1 protein-coding gene is annotated in these 236 nt (G+C 50.0%); it reads right to left on the bottom strand.

The features are described from left to right. The coding region (locus tag ACPYOI_RS37065; RefSeq protein ID WP_481424306.1) for a TIGR02391 family protein at positions 1 to 236 on the bottom strand (236 nt) is incomplete at both ends.

Genomic DNA, 236 nt, shown 5'->3' with positions numbered 1-236 from the left:
GGGGAGGTTTTCGTTCTTCCAGTCTTCGTAACAGTACCGACGCCATCGAGAGGTGATCTAAGCATCGGTCGATGGGGTCTACGTTGATGTCCTGGCCAGGTGGGTTCCCGATCGCTGACATCGATCCCGCGAAAATAAAACGGTAGCAGTTTTGCTCGTCTACTTCGCTTTGGTTTACCATATCCGTGAGCATAATCTTGGCTTTCTTTTCCGAGAAAGCATTCATCATGAGGCTG

This window comes from Rhizobium sp. SVR5-2C (assembly GCF_056755115.1).
This window is presented reverse-complemented; position numbering and strand designations above follow the sequence as displayed.